Genomic DNA, 24,479 nt, shown 5'->3' with positions numbered 1-24,479 from the left:
CCCCTCTGGGTGGTCCCGGCCTTCTCGTCACACCCCAACCACGACCCGCTCAGTCGCTCCCCTGGACCACTGCCGCCGGCTGCTCTTCTCGCGCCGCCAGCCCGAACTGACTGCGGTGCAGATCGTAGTACACGCCCTGCGCCGCGATCAGCTCCTCATGGGTCCCTCGCTCCACCACTCGCCCGCCGTCAATGACCAGAATGCAGTCGGCCTCCCGGATCGTGCTTAGCCGGTGCGCGATCACGAAGCTCGTGCGGCCCTCCATCAACCGCAGCATGGCCTCCTGGATGTGGATCTCTGTGCGGGTGTCTACACTACTGGTAGCCTCATCCAGGATCAGGATCGACGGATTCGCCAGCACCGCTCTCGCAATCGCCAGCAACTGCCGCTGTCCCTGACTAAGGCTGCTGCCCGCCTCGGACAGTGGCGTCTCGTATCCCTGCGGTAGACGCCGGATGAACCCGTCGGCGTTCGCCATCTTCGCTGCCGCCTCCACTTCTGCATCCGTAGCGTCCAGCCGCCCGTAGCGGATGTTCTCCCGCACGGTGGCCGCGAACAGAACCATGTCCTGGAGTACCACCCCGAGAGCCCGTCTCAGGTCATCCCGTCGCACATGGCGGATGTCGTGGCCGTCGACCAGAATCCGCCCACTGTCCACATCATAGAACCGCGTCAGCAGGTTGATGATCGTCGTCTTGCCTGCGCCGGTCGGCCCGACCAGGGCGATCGTCTGCCCGGGAGCCGCCTCCAGGCTCACATGCTGCAGAACAGGGACACCGGGCGCGTACCCGAAGCACACGTCGTCGAACAGCACCTCACCCTTCACGTCGGTCAGGTGTACCGCGTCCGCGTCATCCGCCATGTCCGGCTCCTCGTCGATCACCGCAAAGACCCGCTCAGCACCTGCCACAGCAGACTGCACCGTCCCATACAGGTTCGCAATCTCATACAGCGGCCGCGAGAACTGCTGGGCGTAGGTGAAGAACGCCGCCACGGTGCCCAGCGTTGCCCACCCCTTCGCCACCATCCAGCCACCGACCGCCGCCAGAAGCGCGAACCCCGAGTTCCGCACCAGCCCCATACACGGACCCATGACGCCGACCAGAATGCCCGCGCGGGTTGCCGTGACGCGCAGGTTGTCATTCGCGACACCGAACTGCTCAATGACCCTTCCCTCGCCCCGGAACACCTTGACGACGCGCTCGCCGGTGATCGTCTCCTCGATCACCCCGTTCAGCACACCCAGGTCCCGCTGCCGATCCCGGAACCCTTGTCGCGTCGCCTTCGCAATGTAGTGGGTCATCACCAGCGCGAAGGGAACCGTCACCAGGTTTACCAGGGCCAGGCGCCAGTTCAGCGCAATCATCACCACTGTCGTACCAAGGATCGACAGCACGCTGGTCATGAGCTGCGCAACGGTCTGCGACAGCGTGTTGCTCACATTCTCCGTGTCATTAGTCAGCCGGCTCATCAGCTCGCCGTGTGGGTTCTGGTCGAAGAACCGCAGCGACAGCCGGTGCAGCGCTCCGAACAGGTCCCGGCGCAGGTCTCGCACGGTGCGCTGGGAGATATGGATCATGGCCACCGTCTGCCCCCAGGTGGTGGCCGTGGTCAGCAGGTACGCCAGCACCATCAGGCCTGCCATCTGCGCCAGGCCCTCCAGCTTCCGGGGTAGGATGCAGCGGTCGATCACCAGGCTGATCAGGTACGGGTTCAGCAGCGTGAGCCCCGTCGTCCCTGCCACCAGACAGAACACCAGGATCAGTTGCGCCCGGTAGCGACGCAGGTAACCCCAGAGCCGGCGAGCCACACCGCCAACGTCCTCCGCCTTCTCCACAGTACCGATCATGTGGTGACGTGGTGGCCCACCCATGGGTCCCGGCATGCGCACCTGACTCGACGAAGAGCGCTTCTCAGCCACGAGCGGTCACCCCCTCGTCGCCCAGTTGCGAGCGCACAATCTCCTGGTAGATCGGGCACGTCCCCACGAGTTCCGAGTGCGTCCCGCTGGCAACCACCTTGCCCTCGTCCAGAACCAGGATCCGGTCAGCGCCAATCACGCTGCCAATCCTTTGCGCTACCACGATGCGGGTCCCTGAGCTCGGCCAGGTCTCCAGGGCCTCGATGATCTCCGCCTCCGTCGACGCATCCACGGCACTCGTGCAGTCGTCCATGATCAGAATCGGCGGCCGACACGCCAGGGCCCGCGCGATGGCCAGTCGTTGCTTCTGTCCTCCCGAGAGGTTCACGCCACGCTGGCCCAGAACCGTGTCGTAGCCTTCCGGGAAGCTCGAGATGAACTCGTGCGCATGGGCAAGGCGTGCCACCTCCTCCACCTCGGCATCACTTGCCTCAGGCCGCCCGTACCGAAGGTTGTCTCGGATCGTCCCCGAGAACAGGATCGTCTCTTGCGGCACCATCCCGATCTGCTCCCGGAGTTCCTGCTGGTGCATCTTGCGGATGTCGATTCCGTCGATCAGAATTCGTCCGCCCTTCACGTCGTACAGTCGCGGGATCAGGTTCACCAGCGTCGACTTCCCGGACCCTGTCGACCCAAGGATCGCCACCGTCTCTCCCGGCTCCGCGACGAAGGAGATCCCACGCAGCACCGGCTCTGCCATTTCGCCGTCGTAGCTGAAGTCGACGTCCTCAAACCGCACCTCTCCACGGCTGCGCTCGATGCTCACTGCCTGCGGATCGTCCTGCACGTCCGGTTCCATGTGAACGACCTGCAGGATTCTCTCCGCCGAGGCATCGGCCCGCGCAATGCGCATCATCAACATCCCCACCATCATCATCGACCCCAGCATCTGCGTGAGGTAGTTGATGAAGGCCAGAATCTGTCCTACATGTACGCGACCCTCCTGCACCTGGATGCCTCCGAACCAGATCACGGCGACCACGCCGAGGTTCACCAGGAGCATCATGCTCGGCATCACCCCGGCCACCAGTGACGAGGCGCGGGTCGTGTCCACCATGTACTCGTCGTTCGCCTTGCCGAAGCGGCCAATCTCATAGGCGCCTCGCACGAAGGCCTTCACGAGCCGCACGCCGGACAGGTTCTCCAGCATGATCACGTTCACGCGGTCCAGACGCTCTTGCATGGCCGCGAACAGCACGTGCGCCGGCCGGATGATCGCCACAAACACCACGATCAGCAGTGGCGAGATAGCCACCAGAATGGGGGAGAGGGAGGGGCACGTGACGACGGCCATGATCAGGCTGCCGATCACGAGCAGGGGTGCCCGGACCAGGATCCGCAACACCATCGCTGCGGCCTCCTGCATCTGGTCAACATCATTCGTCAGGCGGGTGATGAGCCGGCCCGTCTCCAGGCGGTCCAGGTTGCCGAAAGACAGCCTTTGCACCCGGCCGAACAGATCGGCCCGCAAGTCCGTAGCAAACCGCTGTGCCGCGATCGTTGCGAAGATCGTGCAGCCAACGCCACCGATCACACCAACCAACGCAGCACCGATCATCAGCAGACCGGTGCTGTGGATTAGCGGGAGGTTGCCCTTGGCGATGCCCTCGTCGACGATCCTCTGCATCAAGCGCGGCTGCGAGAGGTCCATCGCCACTTCGAGGGCCATGGCTAGCGGGGCCAGCACAGCCACTAACCAGTAGGGCGCCATGTATGGCGCCAGTTCTCGGAACGACTTCATTGATTGCGTACCTCCGTCAAGCCGACTGCTCCCCAGAGCTGGGTGAAGTGCCCGCTTCCTCCTGCTCCCGCATGCGACGCTGGGCCGCTTCGTACAGGAGCCCCAGACCGCGGTGCAGCGCCTCCAGATCGGGACCCTCAAGCTCGCCTAACAGCTCCAAGAGCCGCTTCTTCACCTGCTCATGGTGATGGCGCCCCACGACGCGGCCGTGTTCCGTCAACTCCACCCGCACGACACGCCGATCCGACGGGTCCTCTCGCCGCACCACACGACCTCGCTGCACCAGACCGTCCACCAGCCCGGTCAGCGTACTCGGCTGGAGGTGCAGATGCCGCGACAACTCACTCATCGACGGCGCCCCGAGTTGGTTTATCGCTCGCAGGCACTCCATCTGACCAAGCGTCATGTCCAGGTCCGACGCCTGATGCTGCATCTTCAGGTAGGACCCGAAGATCCCTCGAAGGAGATCATCAATCTCAACCATCGTCTTCTCGCGCTCTATCGCCATATCACCCACCAGATAGCTTCGCTCTCTGAATAGTTCGAACGCCGTAATAATAGCACCTCCGTGCCCCGGAGGCAATACCCACTTTGGCTTTGCCCGCGGGCAGGGAAGTCTTGTCCACATGGCGAACGTGTCAATGCTTTTCCTGATCTGCGAACGCCGCTGGCGTTCCCGACCAGCGCCTGGCGGCATCCACCGTCCAAAGGAGGGCCGCATGACTCGAAGGAAAGGCTTCACCTTGATCGAGCTGCTGGTCGTGATCGCGATCATTGCGATCCTGGCAGCGATCTTGTTCCCCGTCTTTGCAAGAGCCCGAGAGAAAGCCCGCCAGACGGCCTGCCTGAGCAATGCGCGCCAGTTGGGCACGGCCATCATGATGTACACGCAGGACTACGACGAGAACCTCGTTAACCTCCAGATGCCCGGCGCACGCTTCACCTTCATGGGATACACCCACCCCAACATGCTCTGGTACATGGAACTGATGCCCTACTGCAGGAACGTCCAGATCATGGACTGCCCCTCCACCAGCCGAACCTGGAAGGGCGCCTACACCGGCGACTTCGACTATGGCATCAACGCCGAGATCGCCTACTACCACCACTATGCCAACAGCGTTGGACACGCCTGCAACCTTGCCGAGATCCAGAAGCCGGCCGAGACCATCTTCATCGGCGAGGCCGACTGGACGAACAGCACCGTCGACTACGGCTGGAGCAATAGCTGGATGCTCCGCCGCGTACCTCACGTGAGCCGTTTCATACCCGCCCGCCACAACGAAGGCGCGAACATCGTCTTCTGTGACGGCCACGCCAAGTGGGTCCGCATCATGGAGGACCCCGCCTATACCGGTACCGGCAACCCGCGCCTGACCCTCAACCCAAAAGGTGTGTTGTGGCAGGCTGACGGCACGCGCTAGACGTACTCAGACCCGGCCGTCGGGGTCGGCCGACGGCTGCACAACCGTCCGAACACGCATGTCGGGAGCATCCTCTGGGTGCTCCCGTTCTTTCCCTGCCATGCCTGTACGTACCCTCTCAGTCTCGACCTCAGGAAGGTCTCGGCCGCGAAGCAACCGAACTCCCCTCCCATGGCTATCCTCCTCCTGCTGCTCACGTCCCTCGCGTCTGCTCAGGACCAGGTCCAGCTTCAGCCCTCGGCCACCACTGAGGCGGCTCTCGACGCCTGGACGCCCAGCGGCGGACAGTGGGCCCTTGACCAGGGCGTGCTGCATCAGGAGGCTCCCTGGTACTCCGAGAACGCCTGGGAGCAGACCGCTCATTGCTTCCTTGGCGAACCCGCCTTCTCCGACTTCACCGCCGACTTCGAGTTCCGCGTCGACGCGGGCAGCAGTGGCGTCGGTGCTGCCCAGTTCCTCTTCCGTGCCACCGATAGCCGAACCTACTACCTGATCCAGTTCAGCGCTGCTGCTTCCGGGGTCTTCCTGGTGCGTGAGGACCCGGCGACGCACTGGGCCAATATCAAGCGTGCCTACAACGTCTCCATGCCCCGCGGGAAGTGGCACACCGCGAAGGTCTCCGCCTCCGACTCGGTCCTATCAGTATCCGTGGACGGGACCCGTGTGCTCGAAGCAACCGACCGGGCTCTGCAGGCCGGACTCCTTGGCTTTGGCTCCAGCACTACCACGGCCCAGTTCCGCAACCTCAAAGTCTCTGGAGAGACCGCACAACTCGCGCCCCCGTGGCGCAATCTGGGAGGAAAAGCAGTGGCGCCAGACTACAAGGTCCTTTGCCGGGATGCCGGTGCAGGCGGCTATGAGGCCTTCCCCGACGTCTGCCGATGTGCCAACGGAGACTTGCTCTGCGTCTTCTACGCAGGCTACGGTCACGTGTCCTTCCCCCGCGAGGACCTGCCCAGGGGAGCCCGCGTCTGTGCAGTTCGGTCCAGCGACGAAGGCAAGACCTGGGGACCTGCCCAGATACTGGCCGACACGCCCTGGGACGACCGCGACCCCTCAATCTGCTGCCTGAGCGACGGCACGTTACTATGTAACTGGTTTACCTACTATGGCGACTTCCGCGCTCCCGAAGGCGACAAGACCTTCCGCTACAAGGAGCTCTGGCTTGCCGTCTCCACCGACCACGGTCACACTTGGTCAGAGCCCCGGCTGATAGAGCACCTGGCCGGCGCCTACTATGGTTGCTCCTCGCCGATCCTCGAGCTCCACGACGGCACCCTTCTCTGGCCCGTGTACCGCGAGTACCAGAAGCCGCTCCGCAACTGGTCCGCCGTCTTGCGATCCACGGACAAGGGCCTGACCTGGAGTGAGCCCAACTGGGTCGACCTCGACAACGACGACAACGATGAGCCCTCGCTGATCGAGATGCCCGATCACCGTGTCCTCTGCGTCATGCGCAACAACAACCCGGATAGCATGTGGTATTCCTGGTCCAGCGACGCTGGCTTGACCTGGACGAAGTCCCGCAAGACCGGTTTCCCCGGCCACGCTCCCTACCTGTTCCGAACGCAAGAGGGCGTCCTTCTCCTGGGCCATCGCCTCCCGCAGACGGCCCTCAACTACAGCCTCGACGACGGCGCCACCTGGAGCAAACCCTTCCAGATGGACGTCACCGGCGGGGCCTATCCGAGCATGGTGACCCTCAAGGACGGTAGCGTGCTCTTCGTCTACTACGAGGAGGGGGAGGGGTCCTCGATCCGTGCCCAGAAGATCCGCGTCTCTGCGGCAGGGATCGAGCAACTCAAGTGGTAGCGCCCGACCGCTCCTGAGCAATCGGGCCCGCGACAGCGCTATGCGGCCACTCGCTACTCAAAGGCCGGCGACTGCATCTCGGCTTCTTCGGCCGCCGTGTCAGCCGGGTTCAGCCACTGGCGAATCAGGTCGCGCAGGGACGCCTCAACCGACTGGTTGATGGCCTGCGTCGCCCCGGCACAGGATCGGCAATAGGGACCGGGCAGATGCCGAAGCTGTCCGATCCCTGCCCGCAGGTTCTCCGCCACCGACGCCTGCAGCACACTCCCCACCGGTTCGGGCCGAGAGGTCGAATGGCCGCCACACCAGTACTGCGAGCCGTCCGGCAGCAGAAAAGCCTGTGTCGGCGCCACGTAGCAGCGCCCCGTCAGTGACAGCGCCGCCGGGAGTCCCGCCGCAGCCTTCTCGGCCCAGGTGTGCAGACTTCCGGACTGCCGCACCCGGTGATAGGGGCTCAGGTAGGGCACCTTCGCCTCCAGCGGGCCCCGTTTTTCTGCGGGCACTTCGCGTGCCTCCTGGTACTCTTGCCAGGCCTCCTCAGCCGCTGCCCACGTGTCGCTGAAGAACCTCTCATACTCCTCGACGCTGAGCCGCAGGTGTGCGTTCTGCTCTCCACCCACCGGAATCAGGTGCACGTCCAGGTCCCGACTCACGGCCTCCTTCACGAGTGGCTTCCTTGCCAGCAGGAACCGCAGGAACGCCGGGAAGTCCTCCGCATTCGCCCGCGTCAGCACGCAGTTGATGTGCACCACCGGGTGCTCCACACCGAGCAGCGCCTTCGCGATCTGCAGGTTGTGCAGCGCCTCCAGGATCTGCGCCCATCGTCCCGGTTGCTGGCAGATCTCGTCCTGCACCGACGCCCGGTGTGTATCCAGCGACAGGTGCAGCCGACTGAGCCCCGAGGACGCCAGTCCGAGCGCAACCTCCGGCGTGAGCGTAAGGCCATTCGTGTTCAGGTTGCAGGCAGCCCCGGCGCCGGTGATTCCCCGCACCAACCCTTCCCGACCCCAGAGCGCCTCACCCAGCATCAGCGGCTCCCCGCCGGTAAGGAAGACGTAGGGCCCCTCTCGGCCTGCAGGAATCTCCCTTCGCAGCACTCGCAACCAGTCCCTCACGGACATCCTCTGCGCCACGGGCTGTTGGTTGCAGTACACACAGCGGGGCTGCATATCGCAGGCGAAGCCGAGGTTCACACCGAGGAAGGACAACTCAACGGGGACCTCCTCCGGCCACTGTTCGGGCCAGGTTCCCAGCACCGCCAGTAGCCGCTCTTCATCCCGCTCGCCGCCCGCAATCAGACCACGCACCGTGGCCTCGTTCATCCTCTGCAGTTGCTGGACCGGAAGCTTGAAGACGTTCACCGGGCGCGCAGGCACCAGCAGCTTTCGCCGTGCCTCCTCCACCATGCCCTGTGCAACAGCCCGACCCCACGGTGCACCCTCAAAGACGCGCTGCAAATGCTTGGCGTGGTCGTCGGGGTAGCCCTCGAAACGCATCCTGTCGCCTCCAGTAAGGCCAGCTTGCGCGACTCGAAGCTCACTTGTCAGACACCCGCACACGCCTCAGTGTTCGTTCCCCTTGCAGGCCTTCCTTGTCCCGTTCTCCACTCAAGCAGGACCTCCGCCCTTTGCCGTCGAACACAGGCGTGGAGACGCAGTCCGGCTCGTCGCGAGGGGAGATCAGCCATGGAACCGAAGATGGTGGACTTCCAGGCCTTCCGCGTTCTTGGCGTGCAGGTCCGTGCGAAGCCCGACCAGGTCGACTACACCAGATTGTGGCACGACCAGGTCGACCCCAGGCTCGACGAGATTAGGCCCCACAGCACCAGTGGTGCCTACTACAACGTCTATCTCCCGACCGACGAGCCGGGCGTCTCCGACATCGTAGCCGGCATGGCCGTGACCGCCGAGGCCCCGGTCCCCGAGGGAATGGTGGCACGCGACGTCCCGGCGGGAACCTACGCCGTCACCACCTGTCACCTCCACGAAATCGGGGCCACCTGGGAGGCCCTCTTCAGTCTCTGGCTGCCGACTTCCGCCTACGTCAGCGACGAGGGCAAGGCGGCCTTCGAGATCTTCCCTCCTGATGACGCCGCCCCTGAGACGCCACTCGAAGTCTGCCTTCCGGTGAAGCCCAGAACCTGACCCGAACCGGTCGCCTCACTCACTGGCATCCACACGACCTAATCCACGCCCTCACGCAGCGATGCCATCGCCCTTGCCGTTCTCCCTCTCCCCCCGGGAGAGAGCAGGGGTGAGGGCCTTTGCCTTTGCCGTTTCCCCTCGCCACCGCGTGGGGAGGGGGACAAAGGGGGTGAGGTGCCTTCCACTACCGTCCCTGCGGGTCGAACCAGTCCTGCGGCGACAGCGACAGGTAGGGCGGCACGCCGACCAGCTCCACCCCGATGTCGCCAGCCGCACTCAGGATCACGCTCCACACCTTGCCCGTCTGTCCGGCAGCCGGCCTGATCGTCATCTGTCCCTTCTCGGGATTGCCCTTCGGAGCCGGACCGGGTGTCGGTGCCGCACCCACAATCAGCGCAGTTCCCGGATTGGTTCCCTGGAAGGTCGCTGCCACCTGATTCCCCGGGTCGATCACCGCCGCCGCATAGGGCCCCGTGTGCACGCCCACCAGGTTCAACCGGAACTCCGCCGTCCCCGGAGGCACCAGGAAGTAGTACCGCGAGCGACCCACGCCGCCGATGCGGAAGTCGGCCGAGGTCTGCGTCACGATCCGCAGCCCCGTGCCCTTGAGCGTCCACACTCCGCGTTGGTCGTCATCGATGAGCACCTGCAGCACTTGCCCGACTTGCCCCGCAATCGGCCAGGTCACCCGGTACTTGTCGTCGGTGCTGCATCTCGTCTGCTGCAGGATCTTCCGGGCGGCGTCACTCAGTTGCACACTCGCCACTTCGGCCCGCTTCTGCATCGCTCCGTGCGGAGTTCTCTCCACAGTCAGCTCTGCCTGCGCCGCCGTGCTCTGCACGTAGAACACCTTCTTGTCCGGAGCGCGCACTCCATGCCGATCACTGGTCGCGGTGCGCAGGAGCAGTGCCGCCATGCTCTCCGGGCTGCCGTCCAGCACCGAAAGACCCTTGTCCGGCATGGTCCGGGCATACCAATCCTGCAGTTCCTCCAGGACGGTGCTGGTGAAGAAGATCTGCTGCGCGAGCCCCTTGCCATTGGGCACAGCGCCCTGGCCGCAGGTCGCCGCCAGGGCCTCACTGGCGATGTGCATCAGCGCCTCGTCCTTCGTCACCGTCCCGACGTAACTCAGCCCGCCGATCACGAGCTGGTTCAGCCCTGGGCTCGGCCGGAACAGCGGAGTCCCGTCCACCTTCGCCGAGTACGGCCAGCCGCCCAGCGACTCGTTCCACGACTTCGCCACCCACTTCGCACCCGACTCCAGCGACTTGAGCACCGCCGGATCGTCGCACTCCTCATGGTAGGCCTGCAGTCCGCCGAGCAGGATCCCCATCAGGAACATGTTGTTCCCCACGGCGCCCGGTTCGTCTCCCGCATGGTCCGCCGGGAGAACGTGGGGCCACGCACCTCCCTGGTCGAGCTTCTGCTCCCGCAGAGCCACAGCCGCGATCTTGCGTGCTGCCTCCAGGTACACTGGGTCATAGGTCCCGCGGTAGATCGCCATGATCGCCCGCAGCGACCAGCCGGCGGACCGCTCATGAGTCCCCAGTGCCTGGAAGGACGGGGCGAAGGCCCAGGCAATGTGCTCACCAAGTGCCAGTGCCGACTCCACTGCTCGCGGCTCGCCCTGCAGGTACCAGTCATCCATGATACCGTCGGCCCACACATGACCGCCCTCAGCCGATGTGTGCATGTCGTAGGCGTGACTCCAGGTCGCATGCTCCACGGTCTGGGTCCAGGTGCCCGAGTGGCCGATCGAGTGTTGGTGAGTCGCACCCACGTAGTAGGGGTCCGGGTAGTAGTTCACGGTGTCGACGTCCGCCCGGTGCTGCGCCGACTTCTGGGCCCAGCGGCACAGGTCGCGGTTGCCGGTTCGTGCGAATTGCAGGTACAGACCATGGGCGAGGTCATACTCATTGTTGCCCCAGTTCCGACCTCGCTCGCCGAACCAGTCGCCGTAGTTGAAGAACCCGTACTCTCTGGTCAGCTCCTGATTCTGCAGGAAGCTGGCGAAGCTGTCCCCAACGAACTTGTCCCAGGTTGCGAACTGCTCTCCCCTCGGTGCCGCTATCGGTCCAAGGCCCTTCGTCTCCGCATACCACTCCGCAGGAAGCACCGCGATGACCGGCTCTTGCACCTCAGCCCACAGCTCTTCGGGGCTCATGCCGCCACCGAAGTCAAAGCTGAGACGCTCGGTGAAGGCCATGCCCCACTTCATCCGGTACCGCCCCTCCACGAAGGGGAACATCAGGTAGTAGGGGAGATCCTTGCCGTACTCCGCGCTCGGCTGCTGGGGCAGCAGGTCGAACACCACCTGCCCGTCCTTCGCCTCAATCCCCTTCGGCCATCGTTGCCAGAAGTCTTGCATGACCGCCAGGCCCTGCGAGCCGCCGGCCTTCCAGCTCACCACTCCGGCGCCGCGTCCGCCGGCCTTAGTCCCGGCTTGCGTCTGCACCTCGCTGCGGTTCTCATCCCACTGCTTCAGTGCGACCGGCAGCCCCTGCACCGGCTTCAGCCCACCATCCTCAAGGTACACACCGGCATCCCGCAGGCCGCCCGTCGGGGTCATGGCGAGCTGCAGCGACGTGAGGTCCGTGAACTCCGTCTTCAGGTAGTCATTCAGGTGCGTGATCGCGACCTCGACTCGCGACGACCCCGCTCGGAAGGTCAGCCGTGCCAGGTAGCGCAGGTACTTGCTGCCGTCGGCAGCCGCATACGATCCAGCCACCCGCACTACAACACGCTGCGGGCCCTGAAGCTCCACCTTGAAGCTGTCCGGAGGAGCGCCGGCCATGCTGTAGACCTTGCCGTTCTCGTCACGCAGAACTACCCCTTGCGGCGTCGTCGCATTGACCTGCTCCGCCTCTGAGAACACGCCGTCGCGATTCGAATCCGACCACACGGCGCTGAACAGGTTGAAGCGCTGCTTGTCGATCGCCACTTGCAGCGGACCGGTCACCACCGTCAGCCGGTCTTTCGTCTCGGCGACCTTCAGCGGCGAGGCGACTTCGGCCCGCCTCACTTGAGTGCCGAACTCGACTTGCAGGTTCCGCTCTTCCTTCGCTCGCAGCGCCACCTGTGCGTCGATCAGAACCCACTTCAGGCTCCCGTCGGGCCAGAAGGCCGTCGCCTGAACCTGCGCCGGTACCTCCGCACCGCCGTCTAACAGCCGGATCTGCGCCGGGTCGTACAGGCCTCCCTGGGGCAGCGGGAACCCGAAGCTCAGCCAGCTACTGCTGCGACCGGTGTTCGCCTCTTCCAGCAGGTTCACCGTCACCTGACGCCGAGCGATGCTCCCTGCCTGAGCCGGTTTGCGTCCCCTTGTCGAATAGGGCACCTCCGGTCGCGGACGCCCGAACTCGATGGGCTTTGTGGGCATGACCTGTGCCGCACGAAGCCCCTTGTCGGAGAGCTTCTCATAGGCCACCTTGTCGTTCACGTAGCGGTAGTCGGACATGGACCGTGTGAGCCCCTCCTTTCCGAGAGGCAGCGTGGGAACCTCTGCCGTGCTGACGGGCAGTTGCACAACCGCGTTCTTTGTCGAGTCACTGGCCCCTGCGCCGCGCTGACTGAGCAGATGCACACCCAGGGGCAGCTTCCCCTCTGCCTTCACGAAGGGCGCATCCACGGCCACATACATCGTGTTGCCCTCCGTCGCCGCACGTGCGCCGGTGTTCTTGGCGTTGCAGGCTCCGTAGAACGTGTACGACATCGTGCTTCCGGAGAAGACGACCATCAGGTCGACACCGCCGTGGTACTGATCCACCCGGCCTGTCTTGGGGTCGCCGTCGACGTCCATGTAGATGACGAAGGTCGCGCCGGAGAAGTCCACCGGGCGCGCGAACCTCAGGCGCAGCACCACTCGCTGGCCCCCTGCATGGCAGGCATCAAGCGACAGGATGTCCGGCGCCGCAACCAGCGCCTGCTCGTCGGTGAAGTGTGCATCGGGACTTGTGGCGACGGGCACCCATTCCTGCTTCACTTGCCCGGGCAGCCCCAGGCGCGTCTCCACCTCATCACTCATTCCGTCTCCGTCTGCATCCTGTGCAAGGCACACTCCAGCCGTCAGCAGCAGGGATAGTGGCAGGACCAGCGCCAGCAAAGGCAGATTGGTTCGCATCCGGATCATCCCATCTTCTCGCAGACTCGTTTTGCCCTTCACAACGCGCCCCAGCAGCCTTTGCCTCTCGCCTTTGCCTTTTGCTTTGGCCTTTGGCCGTTCCCCCTCGCCACCGCGTGGAGAGGGGGTGCCGAAGGCAGGGGTGAGGTGCCGTTGCCTTCTCCCTCTGAGAGTGTACAGGGGGTGAGGTGCCTTTGCCGTGCGTGGAGCGCGCGCAGGCGGTGAGTCGCCTTTCCCCGACCGCGATCCCTTCTCCTGCCGCTCGGAGAGGTCACCAGCGGGGCGCGGGGAACTACACCCCAAACCATCGCTCTCCAAAGGTGATCCCATGGGTCTTTCCATCGGCATTTGTGGTGTTGGCGCCTTCGCGAACTGCTTCATCCCGCTCTTCAAAGCCCATCCGCTCGTCGATGAGGTCTTGTTGTGCGACCTCGACGCCGACAAGCTCAGGCAGAAGTCCGAGCAGTTCAACCTGCCGAAAACCTGCTCCTCACTCGACGAGCTCTGCCGGACCGACGTCGATGCAATCGCCATCTTCAGCCAGAACTGGGCGCACGGGCCTCAGGCTGTGCAGGCTCTCGAGGCGGGCAAGGACGTCTACTCGGCAGTCCCCGCCGGCATCACCGCCGAGGAGATCGGCAACCTCGTCCACGCCGTCGAGGAGACCGGCCGCCTCTACATGATCGGCGAGACCAGCTACTACTACCCTTCCGCCATCTACTGTCGTCAGCGTGTCGCAGCCGGTGACTTCGGCCGCGTCGTCTACTCTGAGGGCGAGTACTACCACGACTTCGACCACGGCCTCTACGACGTGTTCAAGTGGCGTGGGGGAGAGAACTGGAAGAGGACCGCCGGGAGCCCGCCGATGCACTACCCGACACACTCCACCGGGCAGGTCGTCTCGGTCATCGGTGCCCATGCGACCCACGTCTCGGCCTTCGGCTTCGTCGACAACCATCCCGACGGCCTCTTCCGCGCCGAGGTGAACCAGTGGGGCAACACCTTCTCCAACGAGACCGGCCTCTTCAAGATGTCCGACGGGAGCATGATGCGCATCAACGAGTTCCGGCGCATCGGCCACCCCGGCGCCGAGGAGATCAGCATCTACGGCACCGAGGGCAGCTTCGAGCAGCAGGTCAACGCCCAGTGCTGGATCACCAAGAACCGCGGTGACGTCACCGACCTTCGCGACCTTCTGGCGCCGGTCGGAGCCCCGCGTAAGCTTGAGGGCGACATGTCCAAAGTAACCGACGAGCTCACCCACGCCGGCCTGGCCAAGATTCACGACGTCAACCGCCTGCCGGTGGAGTTCGTCGGCCTGCCCAACGGTCATCTGGGCTCTCATCAGTTCCTGGTCGACGACTTCGTCAAGGCCTGCGTGGAGCATGTGCAGCCGCCGAACAATGTCTACCAGGCAGCCCGCTACGTCCTACCGGGTCTCACCGCCCATGAATCCGCAGTCCGCGGCGGCGAGCTCCTGGAAGTGCCCGACTACGGCGACTGCCCCTCCGAGGTCGTCTACTTCTGACGCAGGCCAGACCCTGGGGCACACAAAAGGGGAGCGTCGCTGCTTCGTGCAGTAACCCTCCCCTTGTTGGCCTTCGCAGTCCGGTGTCCGCCTACTTCGCCGCCATCCCCTCCACGAAGTCCTGCGTCGTCGCGAGCTTCCAGGTCTTCCCGCCGTCCTTGGATACCACGACCGCCCGGTTGTGATACCGGTCCGGGAAGTCGTCCTGGTAGGTCGTATCCGAGGTCCAGTAGCTGTAGGACAGGTACAGCCACCCGTGCCGGTCGATCGTCAGCTTGTGGTAGTAGATCGAGTACCCGGCCACCGGCGGAAGCACGATCGGTTGCGCCGGACCCCATTCGCCGGTCTTCGGTTTGCTCTGCACCGATAGTGCCGCGAACATCTGGTTCGGGTGCACCGCATCCACGTTCCTTCGCCATTGCCGGTAGGCGATGTGCAGCGTATCGTCTGGCCCACAGACCAGCGAGATGTAGGTCTGCCTGCCACTGCCTGTAGGTCCCGTCTTCTCGTCGATGTACCCGGTGCTCAACACCGGCACGATCTTCGTCCAGCCGCTGTAGGCGTCGTTGGGCTTCAGTGACCGCGTGTACTGGAAGGCCTGCCCGTGAGACCCCAGCACCACATGGACATAACCCTCGCTGTCCTGACAGACGGCCGGCACGTTGTGCACATCGTTCACCGGCGGCGCGTACCCCAGCAGGACCTTCTCGCCGACCTTGCCCGTCCTGTGGTCATAGGTCGCGATGTACGTCGGCACACCGGGCGCGTCCTCCGGCGCGATCTCGCCCCACACAACATGAGTCTTGCCGTCTCGCGTCGCCGTCGAGGCCGGGGCACCTGAGTGCTGGCAGGACCCGACGCAGTTCTCCGCCACCTTCACCGGCTCGCCCATCTCAAGCTTCCCCTCACGCACCTGCGGCAGGTACAGGAACAGGTCCTCGTACGCCGCAAAGGGAGCAGGATGGGCCTTGCGGAACACGTAGGCCAGCACCGGCGGTACCATCGCCAGACGGTTGTGGCCCACGAACTGCTCGATGTCGAAGGCCTCGCCCACGAAGGGGCTCATCTGATAGGTCAGCCCGCCGTCGGCTGTGTACACCAGCACGCACTGCGACGGCTGCCCGCTGATTGCCAGCCGAATCGGTGAGTAGGCTCCGCCGCGATCATCGAAGGCCACCTTGGCGCCAAGGAACCCGCCACCGTAGTTCGTCTTGTACCCCGGGTAGGTCCGCCGGAACAGGTCGGTGAAGCCCCGCGGTTGCCACTGCCCCTCCTGCAGAACCTGAATCCCCTCCGACCCATACATGCTCTCTGTCCGGTGACGCATCCAGGGCCGGTTCGCAAGATCGAAGTACACCTCATTCGGCGTGTACTCCGGCGCGTACCCAAACTGCACGTTCTCATGCTCATAGCGCCGCAGCAAGATCGGCATCTTCAGCGGCTTGTCGGCTGGGCTGTCTCCGATTCTCACCTCAAAGGACACGCTCTGCGTCAGACTCGGGTCGCCAACCGCCGTGGCCGTCAGCGCACCTTGCATGCTGTTTCCGGGAGCCATGCCGGGGTCATCCCGCACCTCCACCTTCACCGTCACCATGCCCTTGTTCGCTACCGTCACCGGCGAGGCGGGCTCCAGCACCTTGCACTTGAGCCCCGTGCCGCCCTGGGTCTCCAGCTTGAACTCCGTCGCCGGGTTGAAGCTGTTGCGAAGCTGGAACTCCAGCACCGCTCGCCCGCCGGGAGACAGGTACCGAGTCTGGCGGTAGGGGAGAAGCAGCCAGCGCGACCTCTCCGCCTCGAAGTACGCGCCGGGATCCATCGTCCAGTACACCGGCTTGTCCCACTGGATCTTCACGTCCGTATGTTGCAGGTCCAGGCTCCACAGCCCCGTGCGGTCGCCCAGGTCGGGAGCCATCGCGAAGGTCTCGTCCTGCCCGGCCTTCAAGAGATCAAAGGTCTTCAGCGTCGCCCCGGCGCCGTCTCGCAGCACCATTTGTTGCCGCCCCGGATCATGGAGCGCTTGCGCCGTCACCGTCATCGCCTCTCCCAGCGGCCTGAAGTACACCTTCCCGGCGACCGTTCCGTCGTTGAGCAGCAGATTCCCGCGTAGCACGTACCGTGGCGCGGAGGTCACCATACCGAACACAAGGTCACCGCCGGTCGGACTGCCCACCTGAAGTCGGTAGCCGCCGGGGCCGGGCAAGGTCACCTGTTGCGAGACCTCCTGCAGCGCTCCTGCCTTCCCGCGGCTAACCTGCCCATCGTCGGGAATCGTCACCGACATCAGTTCCTGCCCATCTGTACTGAACAGCCGCGCCTCGAGCACATCGGGCCCATCGTAGATGTTCAGGTCGCGCTTCTGCAGCGTCAGGTCCAGCACGCCACCGGGGGCCTGCAGGTAGACAATCGCCGAACCTCGCACGACCGGCGGCAGCACCGCGCAAGGGGCGCTCACCACCATACCGAGCAGCACCAGCCAGATCAGGTGCAGTCTCATTCCCTCGACTCTCCCTTCCACAGCCGGGACGCAGGCACTCCCGTGTCCCTATCATCTCTCGCTTGTGGCTTTCGTCGCACCCCGTTACCTGCCCTCCGCCCGTAGCGCGCAGGCCGGGGTGAGGGGCCTTTGCCGTGTGTGGATGCCGAAGGCAGGGGGGGAGGTGCCCTTGCCGTGCGCGGAGAGAGGCGGGCAGGTCACCTCACCCAGGGACGCGAACACACCCGCCATGACTACGCCCGCCAATCCCAAACCTGCTTCTCACCGTGGCGTCTGGTACGCCTGTGGCCAGGCCAACACCCTCCCGGGACACCCCTACGTCTACTCCGGGCCGATGGCAACCTACTGCGTGTGGCACCGACCCATGGCCGTCTACTCTGCCGCCCTCAACCGCACCTACTTCGTCTTCGGCAACGCCGACAATTCTCCCACCATCAGCTACTACGACCATGCTCAGGCCTCCTTCGCATCGCCGGTAGTCCTCGGCTCGAACCGCGACGGAGACGCTCACCGCAACCCGACGCTGCTCGTCGATGAGGACGGCCTCCTCTACGTCTTCTATGGCGCCCATGGCGACCCTTCACGAGTCCTGCGGTCAGCTCGACCGCATGACCTCACGAAGTGGATCAGCCTTCCCGATCTCGCTGACCCGAAGGGCACCTACCCGCAGCCCTGGCAACTGCTGCCCGGCGAGCTCTTCGTCACCTACCGCCATGCTCCCGGTTGGCGTTGCCGACGTTCCCACGACCGCGGCCAGACCTGGGAGGAGCCGCTCGACATCGTCTGCCATCCCCAGGATCCCGCCTTCCCCTCCATGAGCGTCTACGGAATCAGCGTCGCCGCGACAGGGCCCTATCCGCGCAAGGTGCATTTCACCTGGTCCCGACTCGGCGGCGGAACGCCGCAGGAGATCGCCACCAAGCACCTCTGGGCCCGCCGCTACAACGTCTACTATGCCTGCTCGGAAGACGGCGGCCACACCTGGCAGCGATCCGACGGCACGCCCTATGACCTGCCGATCACCGAGGAGACTGCCGAGAAGCTCTATGACAGCGGTGAGCACGGCGTCTGGCTCAAGGACATACAGCTCGACTCCGCCGGGCATCCGCTGATCCTCTTCTGCGACGCCGACACCGCAACCTACGAAAGCGCCCTGAAGCTCCTGCGCCACGATGGGAGCGCCTGGCATGTCTCCCAGGTGGCGGTCAGCGACCATATGTACGACGATGGGGCCGTGGTGGCCCTTCCCGGTAACGACCTGCGTATCTACGCACCGACCACTGCGGTTCAGCCCCTTGAGGACGGCGGTGAGATCGAGGAGTGGATCTCGCCTGACGGTGGCGATACCTGGACGAACTCGCGGCACCTCACCAGTGGGTCCGTCCTCTCGCACAACTGCGTGAAGACCGTGCATGGTCACGAGTTCGGCCCTGGCGATCTGCGGATACTGTGGAGCTACGGCGACTCCAACTTCCCGCCGCAGACCCGCGATGTCGACCTCTTCTGCTTCGGTGAGGGCATGGCCGCACCTCGCCGCGTGGACTTCCCGCTGCCGTGAGGACCCGGAAGCCGCGTGCAGAGGTGGCAGTGGCGTAGGGTGCCTTTGCCCTTCCGCCGTTGCTCTCTGCTCCCTCTCCCACCGGGAGAGGGCCGGGGTGAGGTGCCGTTGCCGTGCGTCAGAAGTCGGAGGTGAGGTGCCTTCGTCTTCCAGCATCCAGAGTCGGTCCGCATCACCTTCGACTGGACGCCGCCACCCCTCCTCTGGTACTGTTCATCTGTCCTGGCGCCCTGAGCGCCTTTCACTTGCCACAAGGGAGACTTGCCCGCAATGACGTTCCGGCCGATTGTCCTCTCAGACCTCGACTACACTGTGATCTTCGATAGCGTGCTGGCCGATCGTACCCGCGAGCTGATCGAGGAGATCCGCAAACAGGCCTACTTCATCGTTGTCACCGCCCGCAGCTACGAGGAGTATCAGCCCCTCTCCTCCATCCCCAACGACGGGCTGGTCACCGAGAACGGTGCCGTCGTCTACCTCCGTTCCGACGGCCGCGATGTCGTCGACGCAGAATGGGACGCGGTGATGGCTCGCCGCTATGACACGCTGGTGGGGTTCCGCGACCGCCTCAGAGCCGAAGGGTGGAGGATCCACTACAAGCAGAGGGCCTTCTCCTCCAGCGTCACCCAGAGCGGCAAGACGCAGGAGGACGTTGACCGCGTCGAGGCCGAAGTGCCGGAGGGGCTGCGGCTTGAGTTCAGCCGCAACACTGCGGGCACCTATCTCGAAGTCTTCCCCATCGAAGCCGGCAAGGATCAGGCCGTTCACCGTGTCTGCCATGACCTGGGGACCCCGGTCTCCCAGACCTTCGGCCTGGGCGACAACCCCAACGATATGGGGATGCTCACCGTTGTCAACTTCCCGCTGGCCCCGGGCAACTGTGACCCGCAGGTCCGCGAACTCGTCCAGCACCGGCGCGGCTACGTCTCGCCTCAGAGCGGCCATCCAGGCGCCCAGGATATCCTGCAGCAGGTCCTTGCCAGGCTCTAGCCGACGTCCGGTTCGTCGCCTTCTGTCTTCTTGGGAGTGATGGAGATGAGATCCGCAGCCTGCACCCGGGGACTGGCTGTCCTCGCAGCTCTTGCCCTGCACTCTCTCGCAGCAGCGGCCCTGTGGCAGACCGAAGACGGGCTTGCAGTCACTCTCGCTGACAGCTCAGGCCAGGTCACTCGCCTCGCCCTTGGCGGCGAGAGCCTGTCTCTGGCTCCCGGCGTCTCCGGCGGTCTCTCCTACCAGGAGTACACCGTCGATCCGGCGGCTCCCCGGCGTCTCTTGCTCAAGGTCGATGCCGAGGGCGACGAGACCACCTGGTCTTCGGCCTCCTTCGCTGACTGGCAGGCAACGGGCGACTTCGTCCGCCGTGCAACAGGAACAGCGGCCCAGGGCGACGCGTACCTCCAGATTGGCGACGGGACTTCCGTCGGCGTCGGCATGGCTACCCGCGATGCGGTCAAGCTCACGCCCGGCGACCTCTGCACCCTCTCCTGGTCGGCGCGCACCCACGATACCGGTCTCAGCTACATCCTCTGCCTGCGCTACCTCGATGCGGATGGCAAGGATGTCAGCGCGAACGCCCCGACCTCGAAGGGGTGGACCTACAGCCCCTACTCCCAGGCCCTCTATCGCTCCGACCTCACCAACACGAAGCCCGACACCTGGGAGCGGTTCTCCACAGACTTCGAGGTCCCGGAAGGGGTCTCGGCCCTTCGGGTGTCCTTGCGAGTGTACCGTGGCGGCAGCCTACGCGCCGACCTCGACGACCTGACCCTGACGGCACGCCCTAGTGGATGGAGTGCCGAAGTCCCCGTCCGCGGGCCGGTGCAGGTCACGCCGGAAGGCCTGGTGCAGGACGCCCAGTTGCCCTCCGCAGGTCTTCGGTTCACCACCCGCTTCCAGGGCGGTTCCGACCGCCTCAGCGCCACCGTGGAGGTCTCTGCTCTCGGTGATTCCCCACGGCCGCGCTGCCTGCGACTCCACTACCGTCTGCCCCTCGACCTGCACGGCTGGACGTGGTCGGCGAACCCTCTAGGCGACGGCCTTGTGGAGGCAGGACACCGCTACGAGGACTCCGTGGGCCTGGCCGGGCATCCTCTCAGCCGCTATCCCCTTGCCTGCGTAAGCCACGGCACGGCAGCCCTGGCTCTCGCAACGCCCACGGACGTGCCGGCGCTTCAGAGCTTCCGGGCCGACGCCGCGGGCTTCTCTACCCTGGCTGACTTCGGCCTTTCGCCCCAGGCCCCACATGCTCTCGCCCGGTTCACCCTCTGCCTGTACCGCTGCGACCCCGCCTGGACCTTCCGTTCGGCCCTGGAGCGCTACTACAAGCTCTTCCCGCAGCTCACTCAGGGCCACACCGACCTCGGTGGTGCCTGGACTCTCCGCATGGTCGATCCCGGTGCCGCGAAGCCCGAGGACTTCGGCCTCCGCTTCTACGAGTGCGGCGCTCTTGCTCCACAGACCCGCCAGTTCTGCCGCGACCACGGCATCGCCACCTTCGTCTACGCTGAGCCCTGGGGCCGTCGCCAGGTGTTCCGTGGCCTGGCCTCTCGCGCCGACATGCCTCCCTATGCTGAGCGTCTGGCCGCCGTCCAGCAGTGGGCTCAGCAGGCCGGCGACCCGACCCGCTGGGGTCCGGCGCCGCGCTCTGAGGTCGCCCAGGCGGTCCTCAACTCCATGATCACAGGGCCCGACGGCCTTGGCGCCCACTTCGTCGATCTCTACAGCGACTGGGCGCAGTGGTGGCAGCTAAGCACCGATCCGAAGCTTCCCGAGCCGAGCGGCGCTTCGATCTGCCTGAAGTACGAGATCGAGCCCGCGGTGCAGTGGGCCGACGGCATCTACCTGGACAGCGTGGTTGCGGCCATGTCGGACCTTGAGGACTACGCACCGACCCATCTAGCAGTCTCCGAGCTGCCGCTCTCCTTCTCGTTGGTCACCGGTCGGCCGGTGGTCCTCAGCGGCATGGCCCACTATGCCTTCATGCGCAACCTGGCCGACGACCTCCACCGTCGCGGCAAGCTCCTCATGATGAACCTGTTCGCACCGGTCACCCGTCTCTATGGTCACCTCGCCGACGTGGCGGGCTGCGAACTCGGCGGCCTGCAGGACCGTGACTCGGCCCTCCAGCAGCGCCTTGCGGCCTATCATCGCCCCGTATCGAACCTGCTCCAGTGGCGCTGGGCGGTACTCCAGCGTGTACCGGCCATGACCTCCGCCGAGATGGAGGACTACCTCGCCAACCAACTCAGCTATGGCTTCTGGCCGGGCATCAGTACCGCCGGAGGAGGCACCGCTGAGGACTACGCGGGGATGCACCGCTACCTCCAGGCCCCCGAGTTGCTCACCCGGGACAAGCCGCTCTTCGCTCGCTACCTGCCCCTCTTCGACGCCCTCAACCGGGCAGGTTGGGAGCCGGTCCCTCACGTCCGCGCCAGTGACACCTCCATCGCCGTCGAGCGCTTCGGCCAGGGCCCCGAGACCCTCCTGACCGTCTACAACCCGACCGGCAAGGACCTGGAGGTCACACTCTCACTGGATGCAGACTGGTGGGGGAGACAGTCAGCCCCCAGGCGGCTGGTGGCCTTCGAGTCGAAATTGAGCAAGAGTCTCATTTCCGTTACCGAACACCAAAACAACCTGACATATACTGTCAGGTTGTTAGCGCGCCGTACAGAGGTCCTAAGCCCTGTCTGGGAGTAGCCTGTCGCCCCTGCTCAGGTCTCTCCCAGACCCCCCTTTTGCCCGAATCGCCCGATTTCCCAGGCCTTCCGGGCCCTTACGTCCGTGGCAGCGTGAACGAAAAAGCGCTGCCAAGGCCAATCTGCGACTCCACACTGATCTGCCCACCATAGGCCGCCACCACCTGCCGCGCCATGTGCAGCCCCACTCCCATTCCGGGAACCTGCCCGGTCACGTGGTCCTCCACCTGGAAGAACCCGTCAAAGATCCGGTCGTAGTACTCGTGAGGGATACCGGGACCGTTGTCCCGGACGGTGCACCGGCACCAGGCTGCGTCCAACGGCTCGATCTCCACGGTCACCTCCACCGGCGTCTTCTCCCCGAACTTCACCGCATTCTCGATCAGTTGCTCCAGCACGAAGCCGGCATTCTCCCGCGACACCTGCACAGTTGGGTCGCCCGTCACACGAACCTGCACCTGCACCTCCTTGGCTGGGTACAGCTTCTTGACCTCCTCCGCGACCTCCCAGGCAACCTCGTCCAGCCGCAGGTCGGTCACGTCCGCCGCGAGCTCCTGGGTCGTCATCTCCTTGAACTCCAGCAGCCGGTGCACTGCGTCGGAGAGCTCCTGGAGTTCGTCCGACAGGATACCCCGAACCCGGTGCCACTCCTCCGCCATACGCTCGGGCGGCATCCGCTCACAGATCTGCAGCCACCCAGAGATGATGGTCAAGGGAGTACGCAGCTTGTGCGATACGGTCACGATGAAGTTCGCCTGGATGTTGCGGCGGTGGCGCTCGTCGGTCACATCACGCAGCGTCAGGACCATGCTCTCGGGCACTCCCGGCGAGGTCGACAGGCGCGTGAGACGGGCATCCAGGTACAGCGGCGGGTGGGTGTTGGGCCGTGAGATCTCGAAGGCGCTCACACGCTCGGTCTCGGTGCGCAGTTCGACCAGCGGAACGCTCGTCTCGAAGGACCCGAGAATCGCCCACAGTGGGAGACCCTTCCAGCGGCCCTCCGGGAGGTTCAGAAGCAGGCAGGCAGCGTGATTTGCCATCGTGACTTCCCCTGCCTCGTCCGTCACCACGATGGCGTCACTCATCTGCGAGACAGCCGTGTCGAACCGCTCTCGCTCCAGCAGGAGAGCACGGTAGCGCACGGTGCGTTGCCGTTCGATGGCGTACAGTACCGAACGCAGCAGCGCCGGTCCGTTCACCTGGCCCTTGACCAGGTAGTCCTGTGCTCCAGCCTGAACGGCACGCCGGGCCATGTCGCTGTCATCAAGTCCCGTCAGCACCACAACCGGCACTTCCGGTATCAGGTGGTGTAGGTCGGCGAAGGTGTCCAGGCCCTGGCTATCGGGCAGCTTCAGGTCGAGGAGCACCGCATCGAAGCGTTCCTCACCCACTCGCTCCATTGCCTCTCCCAGGCGCCCTGCCACCGTAAGCTGAGGGCGCGGAGGCGGCGTTTCCGCGAGCACCTCGCGCAGGAGCAGCGCGTCTTCCTCGTCGTCCTCAACGATCAGCACCCGTAAGGCGCGGTCGCGCTCCATGTCTCTGCCCCCTGCAGCGATCCCTCGGTGATCGGTACCTTCCCGAGTACCCGGCAGCCCGGACTGCCCTGGCTCACGGCGCGGCCCTGGGCAGCTCCACGATCTCAAACCAGTAGCGCTTCAGTACCTGCATCGCCTCGACCAGACCGTCGAAGGTGACGGGCTTCGTGATATACGAGTTCACCCCCAGGTCGTAGGATCGGTAGATGTCCTCCTCGGCCTTGGAGGTCGTCAGGACGACCACGGGAATGCGGTGTAAGTCGGGGTCGCCCTTGATGTGTTCGAGCGCTTCGCGACCGTCGACCCGTGGCATATTCAGGTCCAGCAGAATCAGGCCGGGACGGGGCGAGAGGGCAGGATCGGCATACCGCCCCTCTCGTCTGAGGTAGGCGATCAACTCCTCGCCGTCATGCACGAAGCGCAGGTCATTCGCCAGCCGTGCCTCGGCCAGCGCCTCCTGCACCAGCATGCAGTCCTCCTCGTCGTCATCGGCCATGAGGATCG

Annotated in this window: 15 protein-coding genes; 7 read left to right on the top strand and 8 right to left on the bottom strand. The window is 64.9% G+C overall.

The window, feature by feature from the left end; all coding sequences use genetic code 11:
• Positions 1 to 49 precede the first annotated feature (49 nt).
• From ABFE16_08000 to ABFE16_07990, 3 genes are read right to left on the bottom strand one after another with little or no spacing between them, the layout of a single operon-like run.
• A complete protein-coding gene (locus tag ABFE16_08000) occupies positions 50 to 1,921 on the bottom strand; it encodes an ABC transporter ATP-binding protein (protein MEN6345236.1) in 1,872 nt (623 codons plus the stop codon).
• Positions 1,914 to 3,662: an ABC transporter ATP-binding protein gene (locus tag ABFE16_07995; protein MEN6345235.1), complete on the bottom strand. Its 1,749-nt coding sequence runs from the start codon at positions 3,660 to 3,662 to the stop codon at positions 1,914 to 1,916. Before ABFE16_07995 ends, ABFE16_08000 begins: the two co-directional genes overlap by 8 nt.
• Before the next feature lie 16 nt (positions 3,663 to 3,678).
• Positions 3,679 to 4,170, bottom strand: a complete 492-nt coding sequence (locus ABFE16_07990; GenBank protein ID MEN6345234.1) for a MarR family transcriptional regulator — start codon at positions 4,168 to 4,170, stop codon at positions 3,679 to 3,681.
• 211 nt (positions 4,171 to 4,381) lie between these two features.
• Between ABFE16_07990 and ABFE16_07985 the strand changes: the two genes are divergently transcribed.
• Both ABFE16_07985 and ABFE16_07980 read left to right on the top strand, forming a co-directional pair.
• Positions 4,382 to 5,086 carry a DUF1559 domain-containing protein gene (locus ABFE16_07985; GenBank protein MEN6345233.1) on the top strand — a complete coding sequence of 235 codons (705 nt, stop codon included), beginning with the start codon at positions 4,382 to 4,384 and terminating at the stop codon, positions 5,084 to 5,086.
• Between the two features lie 171 nt (positions 5,087 to 5,257).
• On the top strand, positions 5,258 to 6,898 hold the full coding sequence (locus tag ABFE16_07980; GenBank protein ID MEN6345232.1) for a sialidase family protein: 1,641 nt from the start codon (positions 5,258 to 5,260) through the stop codon (positions 6,896 to 6,898).
• 53 nt (positions 6,899 to 6,951) lie between these two features.
• Here ABFE16_07980 and ABFE16_07975 read toward each other — a convergent pair whose 3' ends face one another.
• On the bottom strand, positions 6,952 to 8,394 hold the full coding sequence (locus tag ABFE16_07975; protein ID MEN6345231.1) for a radical SAM protein: 1,443 nt from the start codon (positions 8,392 to 8,394) through the stop codon (positions 6,952 to 6,954).
• Between the two features lie 189 nt (positions 8,395 to 8,583).
• Here ABFE16_07975 and ABFE16_07970 point away from each other — a divergent pair, with 189 nt between their 5' ends.
• Complete coding sequence (locus ABFE16_07970; GenBank protein ID MEN6345230.1) at positions 8,584 to 9,042, top strand: GyrI-like domain-containing protein; 459 nt, start codon at positions 8,584 to 8,586, stop codon at positions 9,040 to 9,042.
• A 184-nt stretch (positions 9,043 to 9,226) separates the two neighbouring features.
• On the opposite strand, the gene ABFE16_07965 is transcribed toward ABFE16_07970, so the two are convergent.
• Positions 9,227 to 13,162 (bottom strand): hypothetical protein, encoded by a 3,936-nt coding sequence (locus tag ABFE16_07965; protein MEN6345229.1) that lies wholly within the window; start codon positions 13,160 to 13,162, stop codon positions 9,227 to 9,229.
• 328 nt (positions 13,163 to 13,490) lie between these two features.
• Between ABFE16_07965 and ABFE16_07960 the strand changes: the two genes are divergently transcribed.
• Entirely contained in the window at positions 13,491 to 14,690 is a 1,200-nt protein-coding gene (locus tag ABFE16_07960) for a Gfo/Idh/MocA family oxidoreductase (GenBank protein MEN6345228.1), read from the top strand.
• A 91-nt stretch (positions 14,691 to 14,781) separates the two neighbouring features.
• Here the strand turns inward: ABFE16_07960 and ABFE16_07955 are convergent, their stop codons facing one another.
• The gene (locus tag ABFE16_07955) at positions 14,782 to 17,184 is read right to left on the bottom strand and encodes a BNR-4 repeat-containing protein (GenBank protein MEN6345227.1); all 2,403 of its coding nucleotides are present in this window, start codon (positions 17,182 to 17,184) and stop codon (positions 14,782 to 14,784) included.
• 229 nt (positions 17,185 to 17,413) lie between these two features.
• Here ABFE16_07955 and ABFE16_07950 point away from each other — a divergent pair, with 229 nt between their 5' ends.
• The 3 genes from ABFE16_07950 (at position 17,414) to ABFE16_07940 (ending at position 22,441) form a co-directional block, all read left to right on the top strand.
• Positions 17,414 to 18,742: a BNR-4 repeat-containing protein gene (locus tag ABFE16_07950; protein MEN6345226.1), complete on the top strand. Its 1,329-nt coding sequence runs from the start codon at positions 17,414 to 17,416 to the stop codon at positions 18,740 to 18,742.
• 270 nt (positions 18,743 to 19,012) lie between these two features.
• Entirely contained in the window at positions 19,013 to 19,732 is a 720-nt protein-coding gene (locus ABFE16_07945) for an HAD family hydrolase (GenBank protein MEN6345225.1), read from the top strand.
• A gap of 45 nt (positions 19,733 to 19,777) precedes the next feature.
• Entirely contained in the window at positions 19,778 to 22,441 is a 2,664-nt protein-coding gene (locus tag ABFE16_07940; protein ID MEN6345224.1) for a hypothetical protein, read from the top strand.
• A 76-nt stretch (positions 22,442 to 22,517) separates the two neighbouring features.
• On the opposite strand, the gene ABFE16_07935 is transcribed toward ABFE16_07940, so the two are convergent.
• Positions 22,518 to 23,975 (bottom strand): ATP-binding protein, encoded by a 1,458-nt coding sequence (locus tag ABFE16_07935; GenBank protein ID MEN6345223.1) that lies wholly within the window; start codon positions 23,973 to 23,975, stop codon positions 22,518 to 22,520.
• 73 nt (positions 23,976 to 24,048) lie between these two features.
• On the bottom strand, positions 24,049 to 24,471 hold the full coding sequence (locus ABFE16_07930; protein MEN6345222.1) for a response regulator: 423 nt from the start codon (positions 24,469 to 24,471) through the stop codon (positions 24,049 to 24,051).
• Between the last annotated feature and the right edge of the window lie 8 nt (positions 24,472 to 24,479).

Source organism: Armatimonadia bacterium (genome assembly GCA_039679385.1).
In the GTDB taxonomy this organism is placed as follows: Bacteria; Armatimonadota; Zipacnadia; order Zipacnadales; family JABUFB01; genus JAJFTQ01.
The sequence above is the reverse complement of the archived record's forward strand: the minus strand, read 5'-3'. Positions and strand labels throughout refer to the sequence as shown.